7 protein-coding genes are annotated in these 7,843 nt (G+C 69.7%); 1 reads left to right on the top strand and 6 read right to left on the bottom strand.

Going from position 1 to position 7,843, the window contains the following annotated elements; translation table 11 throughout:
* Nucleotides 1-29: 29 nt before the first annotated feature.
* From AB0J68_RS22010 to AB0J68_RS21990, 5 genes are read right to left on the bottom strand one after another with little or no spacing between them, the layout of a single operon-like run.
* Nucleotides 30-1,055 (bottom strand): glycoside hydrolase family 43 protein, encoded by a 1,026-nt coding sequence (locus AB0J68_RS22010; RefSeq protein ID WP_363940287.1) that lies wholly within the window; start codon nt 1,053-1,055, stop codon nt 30-32.
* Nucleotides 1,052-1,909: a carbohydrate ABC transporter permease gene (locus AB0J68_RS22005; RefSeq protein ID WP_363940285.1), complete on the bottom strand. Its 858-nt coding sequence runs from the start codon at nt 1,907-1,909 to the stop codon at nt 1,052-1,054. Before AB0J68_RS22005 ends, AB0J68_RS22010 begins: the two co-directional genes overlap by 4 nt.
* A gap of 10 nt (nt 1,910-1,919) precedes the next feature.
* Nucleotides 1,920-2,885: a sugar ABC transporter permease gene (locus tag AB0J68_RS22000; RefSeq protein WP_363940283.1), complete on the bottom strand. Its 966-nt coding sequence runs from the start codon at nt 2,883-2,885 to the stop codon at nt 1,920-1,922.
* Between the two features lie 6 nt (nt 2,886-2,891).
* On the bottom strand, nt 2,892-4,220 hold the full coding sequence (locus AB0J68_RS21995) for an ABC transporter substrate-binding protein (protein WP_363940281.1): 1,329 nt from the start codon (nt 4,218-4,220) through the stop codon (nt 2,892-2,894).
* Nucleotides 4,221-4,280: 60 nt separating this feature from the next.
* Nucleotides 4,281-5,795, bottom strand: coding sequence for an alpha-N-arabinofuranosidase (locus tag AB0J68_RS21990; protein ID WP_363940279.1), 1,515 nt, complete (start codon nt 5,793-5,795; stop codon nt 4,281-4,283).
* A gap of 146 nt (nt 5,796-5,941) precedes the next feature.
* Between AB0J68_RS21990 and AB0J68_RS21985 the strand changes: the two genes are divergently transcribed.
* On the top strand, nt 5,942-6,946 hold the full coding sequence (locus tag AB0J68_RS21985; RefSeq protein ID WP_363940277.1) for a LacI family DNA-binding transcriptional regulator: 1,005 nt from the start codon (nt 5,942-5,944) through the stop codon (nt 6,944-6,946).
* Here the strand turns inward: AB0J68_RS21985 and AB0J68_RS21980 are convergent.
* The gene (locus tag AB0J68_RS21980; RefSeq protein WP_363940275.1) at nt 6,943-7,668 is read right to left on the bottom strand and encodes a methyltransferase domain-containing protein; all 726 of its coding nucleotides are present in this window, start codon (nt 7,666-7,668) and stop codon (nt 6,943-6,945) included. The two genes, AB0J68_RS21985 and AB0J68_RS21980, sit on opposite strands and share 4 nt — an antisense overlap.
* Nucleotides 7,669-7,843: the final 175 nt, after the last annotated feature.

The following is a 7,843-nucleotide window of genomic DNA, read 5'->3' as shown; positions in this document are numbered from 1 at the left end:
CGATCCGGGGGCCCTTCCGTCTGACCAGGTCAGGGGCGGGTCTGCGGCGTGGCCGTCGGACCCTTGACGACCGGCTTGCCGTCGACCCAGGTCACCTCGTCGAGCCACACCTGACGACCGGGGTCGGTGCTGCCCTCCTGGCCCGGAGGCCAGGCGTGGTACAGCAGCCAGGTGCGGCCGTCCTTGACCACCATCGAGGCGTGGCCCGGGCCGGAGGCGGCCTCGTTGCTCTTCAGGATCGGGTTCTCGGCGGCCTTCACGCACGGCCCGCTCGGGCTCTCGCAGACCGCGTAGCCCTCCGCGTACTCGGCCCGGTCATAGGCGTTGGCGGCGAAGAACAGCAGCAGCCGGCCGTCCTGGCGGTGGAAGAACGGCCCCTCGATCAGGGTGCCCTCCCACGGCTCGGTCTGCTTGAGCAGCTTCGTCGGCTCACCGACGAGGGTCAGGCCGTCGTCGGCGAGGCGCTGCGACCAGAGCCAGGTGTCCACCCCGATGGCGTTGCCGTCGTTCTTCCACAGCAGCCAGAGGCTGCCGTCGGTGTCCTGGTACGGGCTGGCGTCGATCGCCCCGCCCAGGTCGGCCTGGCAGATCAGCGGCCCGGCCGAGTCGTCGGAGTACGGGCCCTGCGGCGCGCTGGCCACCGCCCGCCCGACGCACTGCCGACCGGCCTGGCGGCCCGTGACGGTGTAGTAGAGCAGGAACTTCTCCGGTGCCAGCTCGATCGCCTCCGGCGCCCAGGTCTTGCCGGGGTCCGCCCAGTCCGGCAGCGTCGGCAGGGCGTCCTGCGCCTCGGTCCAGTCGACCAGGTTCGTCGAGGTGCGCACCGGGACGTTGCGGCCCTGCGAGTTGGTGTGGAACAGGTACCAGGTGTCGCCCACCTGGATCGCCTGCGGGTCCGGGGCGTCGGTGCTGACGACGGGGTTGGTGAACATCCTGGTGCCGCTCCCGTTGCTCGTGTAGGTGGGTTCGTCGCCGTCGGAACAGCCCGTGACGAGCAGCGCGGCGGCGAGGGTGATCGCCGCCGCGCCGCGTCGACGGGCGGTTGCCCGCGTCATCCCTTGAGGCCGCTGCGGGAGACGCCCTGGATGATGTGCCGCTGCGCGAGCACGAAGAGGATCAGCACCGGCAGGCTGGCCAGCACCGCGCCCGCCATGATCACCGGGTAGTCGGTGACGTACGAGCCCTGGAGCAGGCCCAGGCCCGGAGGCAGCGTCAACTTCTCCGGGCTGAACAGCACGAAGATCGGCCACAGGAAGTCGTTCCAGTTGGTCAGGAACGACAGCACGGCCAGGGTGGCCAGCGCCGGCTTGGACAGCGGCAGCACCACCTTGAAGAAGATCTGCCACTGGTTGGCGCCGTCGAGGGTGGCGGCCTCCTCCAGCTCGTCCGGCAGCGAGAGGAAGAACTGCCGCAGGAAGAACACCCCGAACGCGCTGGCCGCGCCGGGCACCACCACCACGGCGAGGGTGTCGATCCAGTTGAGCTGGTCGACGATCAGGAAGTTCGGGATGATCAGCGAGGTCGGCGGGATGAACAGCGTCCCGACGATCAACGCGAAGGTCACCCCGCGTCCGCGGAACCGCAGCCGGGCCAGGGAGTACGCGGCCATCGACGCGGTCACCAGCACCAGCAGGGAGTGCAGCGTGGCGGCCATCATGCTGTTGAGGAACCAGCGCAGCACCGGGTTCGCCGAGTTGTTGAGGATCTGCTCGTAGCCGTACCCGGCCAGCGGGTTCGGCAGCCAGCTCGGCGGGATCTGCTGGGCGGCGGTGTAGGTCTTCAGTGAGGTGATGACCATCCACACCAGCGGTACCAGGAAGATCAGGGCCAGGGCGACCAGGGTGGCGTAGAGCCCGACCCGGCGTAGCCCCGGTGCGGTGCCGTCGGTGGTCGGCGTGGGCGTCGTCATGGCGGTCCCCTCAGTCTTCCTTGTAGCGGAAGAGGCGGAAGTTGGCGATGCTCACGACTGCCAGCAGCAGGGCGAACACGATGCTCATCGCGGCGGCGCGACCAGCGTTGTTGTTCCGCAGGCCCTCCTCGACGATGAACCACACCACAGTGCGGGTCTCCGTGCCGGGCGTCCCCTGGGTGATCAGGAACGACTGGCCGAACATGTTCGCCGAGGCGAGCACCGTCGTGGTGATCACGAAGAGCAGCACCGGCCGCAGCCCGGGGAGGGTGACGTTGCGGAACCGCTGCCACGCGTTGGCGCCGTCCATCCGGGCCGCCTCGTACAGCTCCGGCGAGATGTCCTGCAGACCGGCCAGGTAGATCACCGCGTTGAAGCCGGAGGTCCACCAGACGGTCACCCCGACCAGGGAGATCCACGCCCACGGCATGTTGGTCACCCACGGGGTGTCCGACGGCAACCCGACGACTCCGAGGAGCCGGTTGACCAGGCCCAGGTTGGCGTCGAGCAGGAACCGCCAGAGCAGGCCGATCACCGCCACGCCCAGCACGTACGGGGCGAAGTAGATCGCCCGGAAGAAGGTGCGGCCCGGGAAGGAGCGGTTCAACAGCAGCGCCAGCCCGAGGGGTACGACCACCAGCAGCGGCACCGACAGCACCGTGAAGATCGCGGTGGCCCGGACGCTCTGCCACCAGTCGCCGTAGACGGCGGAGTCGCTGGAGAACAGCTGCTTGTAGTTGTCGAATCCGACGAAGGGTCGGTTGGGGAGCTGGAAGTCCCACTGGTGCACGCTCAGCCAGAGGCCGAGGATGATCGGCAGCAGGCCGAAGACCCCGAACAGGACCAGGTACGGGGCGAGGAACAGGTATGGCGTCGCCCGTCCGGTCCGGCGCGCCGAGGCGCCCCGGCGGGCTGCGGTGGCCGCCGGGGGCGGCGCGTCACCGCGCGCCGCCCCGACCTCGATCACGTCCGCCACGGGTGATCAGCTCCCGTACTTCTTGCGGTTGTCCTCAAGCTGCTTGTTGGCCTTGGACACCCCGTCGTCGAGCGCCTGCTTGGGCGACTTCTTGCCCAGCGCGGCCTCGTTGAACGAGTTGTAGAAGGTCGTCATGACCTCGCCCAGACCCGGGGCCGCCGGCGGGAAGGCCGCGTACTCCAGCTCGGGAGCGAGCGACGAGATCTCCGGCAGCGCCTTGAACTCGGCGCCCTTACGGACCTCCTTGCGGGCCGGGATCTGCCCGCCCTTGGCCCAGTCCAGCGAGTGCTGACTCAGCCAGTTGATGAAGACCTTCGCCCCGGAGACCTTGTTGGCGTCGTTGGCCCGCTGCTTCACGATCGTGAAGTTGTGCGAGTTGGCCCAGGCCGACGGCTTGCTGCCGATCTGGGGGAGCGGGGCGACACCCCACTGGACCTCGGGGCTCTTCTTGAGGTCGTTGATCGGCCAGATGCCGTTCCAGGTGAAGGCGTTCTTGCCGCTCTTGAACGCCAGGTAGTCGGCGTCCTGTCCGACGTTGGCCGGCGAGTAGCCCTGCTTGATCACGTCGACCAGCCAGGTGCACGCCTCGACCGCCGGGTCGGAGTTGAACGTCGCCTTGGCCACCTCGGCGTCGAAGAGGGTGGCGCCCCACTGGTTGAGCAGCGAGTAGAACGTCATGCCGCCGGTGAACTGGAACGGGCTGACCCAGAAGCCCTGCACACCGGCCTTCTTCAGCTCGACCAGGGCCGCCGTGTAGTCGTCCTTCGTCGTCGGCGGCTTGTTCGGGTCGAGGCCGGCCTTCTGCATGACGGCCTTGTTGTAGTAGAAGCCCAGCGGGTGCATGTCCAGCGGGATGCCGTACCGCTTGTTGTTGTAGATCCCGCCCTTCCAGACGGTCGGGGCGAAGTCGCCCTCGGAGAGCTCCAGGTTCTTGGCCACGTCGTCCAGCTCGGTGATCACGCCACGAGCGGCGAAGGTGGCGAGCTGGTCCATGTGCATGACCGCGATGTCCGGGCCGTTGCCGCTGGAGGCCGCACCGGGGAGCTTGTTGTAGTAGTCCTCCCACTGGTACGTGGCCACCGACACCGCGATGTTCTTGTGCTCGGTGTTGAACTGGTTGACCAGCGCCTTGAAGATGTCGCCGTCGCCGCCGGTGAACCCGTTCCACAGCTTCAGGTCGACCTTCGGGCCGGTGTACTCCTTGCCGCCGTTACCGGCGGCCGGCCCGGAGGTGCTGTCGTCGCCGCCGCAGCCAGCGAGGGTCAGCGAGGCCGCGGCACCGATTCCGAGACCGAGGCCGAGCAGGCGCCGCCGGCTCATGTCGTTCTGGATCATGCTGTATCTCTCCTTGGAGGGGGACGGGATGAATTGTGCCTGCGCAGAACCGTTACGACTTCAGACGCCGGTCGGGCCGAAGCGCAGCACGCTCCACGACACGGCGGGCAGGCGCACGGTGCACCGGCCGCCGTCGGGGGTGGGGGTGGGCAGTTCCCGCGGCGTCACCCGGTCGGGCTCGGCCTCGGTGTTCGTCGCCGACGGGTCGGACCCGGCAGCGATGCTCTGGAAAGAAAGACCGGATAGTCCCGGCAGGCCGCGCAGGTCGATGTCCAATGCGAGGTCCGTCGTGTCACGGTTCGTCGCGAAGATGGTCAGCTCGCCGGTCTCCTCGTCGTGCACGGCGACCGTGTCGAGCACCGGCACGTCCCCGTACTTCTTCGTGTCGTAGCGCGGCGACACCGGCTCGGTGCGCAGCACGGTGCCCCGGGCGTACCGGGCGGTCAGCGCGAACGGGTGGAAGATGCTCTGCCGCCAGGCCGGGCCGCCGTTGCGGGTGCGGATCGGCGCGATCACGTTGGCCAACTGGGCCTGGGCGGCGACCCCGACCCGGTCGGCGTGCCGGAGCAGGGTGATCAGCAGGTCGCCGACCACCACCGCGTCCACCGCCGTGAAGTCGTCCTCGATCAGCGCGGGCGCCTCGACCCAGCCACGCCGGTCCAGGTCGGCCTGGAGGCGGGACTCGTACCAGACGTTCCACTCGTCGAACGAGATCTTCAGCTTGCGCTTCTGCCGCCGCTTGGCGGCCACGTGGTCGGCCGTCGCGACGACCTCGGTGATGAAGTTGTCCATGTCAACGGCCGACGCCAGGATGCTGGCCTGGTCGCCGTCGGACGGGTCGTAGTAGGTGTGCGCCGAGATGTAGTCGACGTGCTCGTAGGTGTGCTCCAGCACGGTCGCCTCCCACGCGGCGAACGTGGGCATCCGCCGGTTGGAGCTGCCGCAGGCGACCAGGCTGATCGACGGGTCGATCATCTTCATCGCGCGGGCCGCCTCGGCGGCCAGCCGCCCGTACTCGTCGGCGGTCTTGTGGCCGACCTGCCACGGGCCGTCCATCTCGTTGCCCAGGCACCACAGCTGCACGCCGTACGGGTCCTCCGCGCCGTGCTTGCGGCGCAGGTCGGACAGCTCGGTGCCGCCCGGGTGGTTGGCGTACTCCAGCAGGTCGAGCGCCTCCTGGACGCCCCGGGTGCCCAGGTTGACCGCCATCATCGGCTCGACACCGGCCTCGGCGGCCCAGGTCATGAACTCGTCCAGCCCGAACGCGTTGGTCTCGATCGTCTTCCACGCCAGGTCGAGCCGGCGCGGCCGGTTCCCGACCGGGCCGACGCCGTCCTCCCAGCGGTAGCCGGAGACGAAGTTGCCGCCCGGGTAGCGGACCACCGAGACGCCCAGCTCGCGGGTCAGGTCCAGCACGTCGCGGCGCAGGCCGCGGGAGTCGGCGTTGGGGTGGCCGGGCTCGTAGATGCCGCCGTAGACGCACCGCCCCATGTGCTCGACGAACGAGCCGAAGAGACGTCGGTCGGCCGGCCCGATCGAGAAGGCCGGGTCGATCGTGAGCTGCGCGGTCCGCAAGGGATGCCACCTTTCCTCAGTGCCGGAACCGGGTGACCGCAGTCACCGCCCACCCGGCGTCCCTCGTTTCTACAACGTTGTAGTCAACGTTGTAAAGAGCTGATGACGAGGTATGGTGCGCTGGGTTGCATCGGGGAGGTTGCGGCGTGCGAAACAGGCTCAAGGACGTGGCCGAACGGGCGGGCGTCTCGGTGAAGACCGTCTCCAACGTGGTGAACGGCTACGTGCACGTACGTCCGGACACCCGCGCCCGGGTCGAGGAGGCCATCGCCGAACTCAACTACCGGCCCAACCTCTCCGCCCGCCACCTGCGCAAGGGACGTACCGGGGTGATCGCCCTGGCGGTGCCGGAACTGGACATCCCGTACTTCGCGGAACTCGCCCGCTACGTGGTCACCGCCGCCGCCGACTACGGCTGGACGGTGCTCATCGACCAGACCGGCGGCCGGCGCGAGCAGGAACGGGTGGTCGCCTCCGGCATCACCGACCACCTGATCGACGGGCTGATCTTCAGTCCGCTGGCGCTCACCGCCGAGGACCTGGCCGGTCTGGACGGCACCCCGATGGTGCTGCTCGGCGAGCGGGTCGACCACGGCCCCGCCGATCGCGTGGTGATCGACAACGTGACCGCCGCCCGCGAGATCACCGACCACCTGATCCAGCTCGGCCGCCGCCGGATCGCGGCGATCGGCTCGCAGCGCACCGACGAGGGCGCCAGCGCCCGCCTGCGCCTGGCCGGCTACGCCGAGGCGCTGCGCGCCGCCGGGCTGGCCTACGACGAAGCCCTCGTGGCGCCCGCGCCGGCCTGGCACCGCGCCGACGGCGCGGCCGCGATGCGCGGCCTGCTCACCGCGGGGGTACGCCCCGACGCCGTCTTCTGCTTCAACGACACGCTCGCCCTGGGCGCCCTGCGCGCCCTGCACGAGGCCGGCCTGCGGGTGCCCGAGGACGTGGCGGTGGTCGGCTTCGACGACATCGAGGACGGCCGGTTCTCGATCCCGACACTGAGCACGGTCGCCCCGGACAAGGAGCGGATCGCCCAACTGGCCGTCGAACTCCTGGCCCACCGCCTGGACGGCGACCGCGCCGCCCCGGCAAAGGAGCTCTCCGCCCCGTACCGCCTGGAGATCCGCGAGTCCACCAGGCCCTAGTCGAAGAAGCGGGCCAGGTGGGGTCGGGGTGCCGGGTCGGCCTCTGGGGGGAGGGGGGTCAGATCGGCGAAGATCGAGGCGCCGTCGCAGCCCGCGTGCAGCGGGTACCACCGCGGGGTGCCCGGCGGGCGGAGCTGGCAGATCCCCTTGAACGTCTGCACATCCATCAGCCGGACGTGAGTCGGGTCGGCAACCGCGTTCACGTGCCCCCACCAGGGGCTCATCACGTGCAGCATGCCACCCGGACGGAGGACCCGATGGCACTCGTCCACCAGCGGCAGGAAGTCGATCAGGTGCTCCAGGATGTGCACCGCGAAGAGGACGTCCACCGAATCGTCGGCGAGCGGCAGCGAGCCGGACAGATCCGCGACCGCGTCCACCCCCGGCGCCGGGTAGATGTCCAGCCCCAGGTTGCCCGACCACTGCTTGGTCGGACCGCAACCGAGGTCCACCACCACCGGTGCCCGCCCGCCGACGCCGACCCGGCACCAGACGCCGTAGACGCCGGCCAGCCGTCCCACCAGGTCCCGTACCAGCCGCAGCTCGGCCGGCTCGGCCACCTCCCCGGTGAGATGGGCGACCCCCCGGTCGAACCGCACCTCGACCGCCAGAGCACGCAGCCGGTCGTCGTGCCGGGCCTGGTCCGCCCACGCCTGCGCGAGGGATTCGTCGATCAACCGCAGCCGGTCGGCCGAGGGCGGAGTCTGTGCCAAAGCGACCATTCGGGCCACCTCCCGCCGCGCGTTACCCGCATTCGCGCCCGGTATGCCCCGAGCCGCGAGGCGGTGGGCGTGTCGCAGCGTCGGAGGCAACGTCGAGATGAGCCGTATGACTGTGAGTCATATTTATGACTCACAGTCATAACGCGCCCAGGATCAACACCCCTCCGCGGCGGTC

The sequence above is a fragment of the Micromonospora sp. NPDC049580 genome, assembly GCF_040675595.1.
In the GTDB taxonomy this organism is placed as follows: Bacteria; Actinomycetota; Actinomycetes; order Mycobacteriales; family Micromonosporaceae; genus Micromonospora.
Note: the sequence above shows the minus strand (reverse complement) of the source record. Positions and strands in the feature narration are given on the sequence as shown.

Excerpts from the sequence above, each read along its gene's own strand:
- AB0J68_RS22010 (WP_363940287.1), bottom strand. The coding sequence starts at position 1,055 with ATGACGCGGGCAACCGCCCGTCGACGCGGCGCGGCGGCGATCACCCTC.
- AB0J68_RS22005 (WP_363940285.1), bottom strand. The coding sequence starts at position 1,909 with ATGACGACGCCCACGCCGACCACCGACGGCACCGCACCGGGGCTACGC.
- AB0J68_RS21995 (WP_363940281.1), bottom strand. The coding sequence starts at position 4,220 with ATGATCCAGAACGACATGAGCCGGCGGCGCCTGCTCGGCCTCGGTCTC.
- AB0J68_RS21980 (WP_363940275.1), bottom strand. The coding sequence starts at position 7,668 with ATGGTCGCTTTGGCACAGACTCCGCCCTCGGCCGACCGGCTGCGGTTG.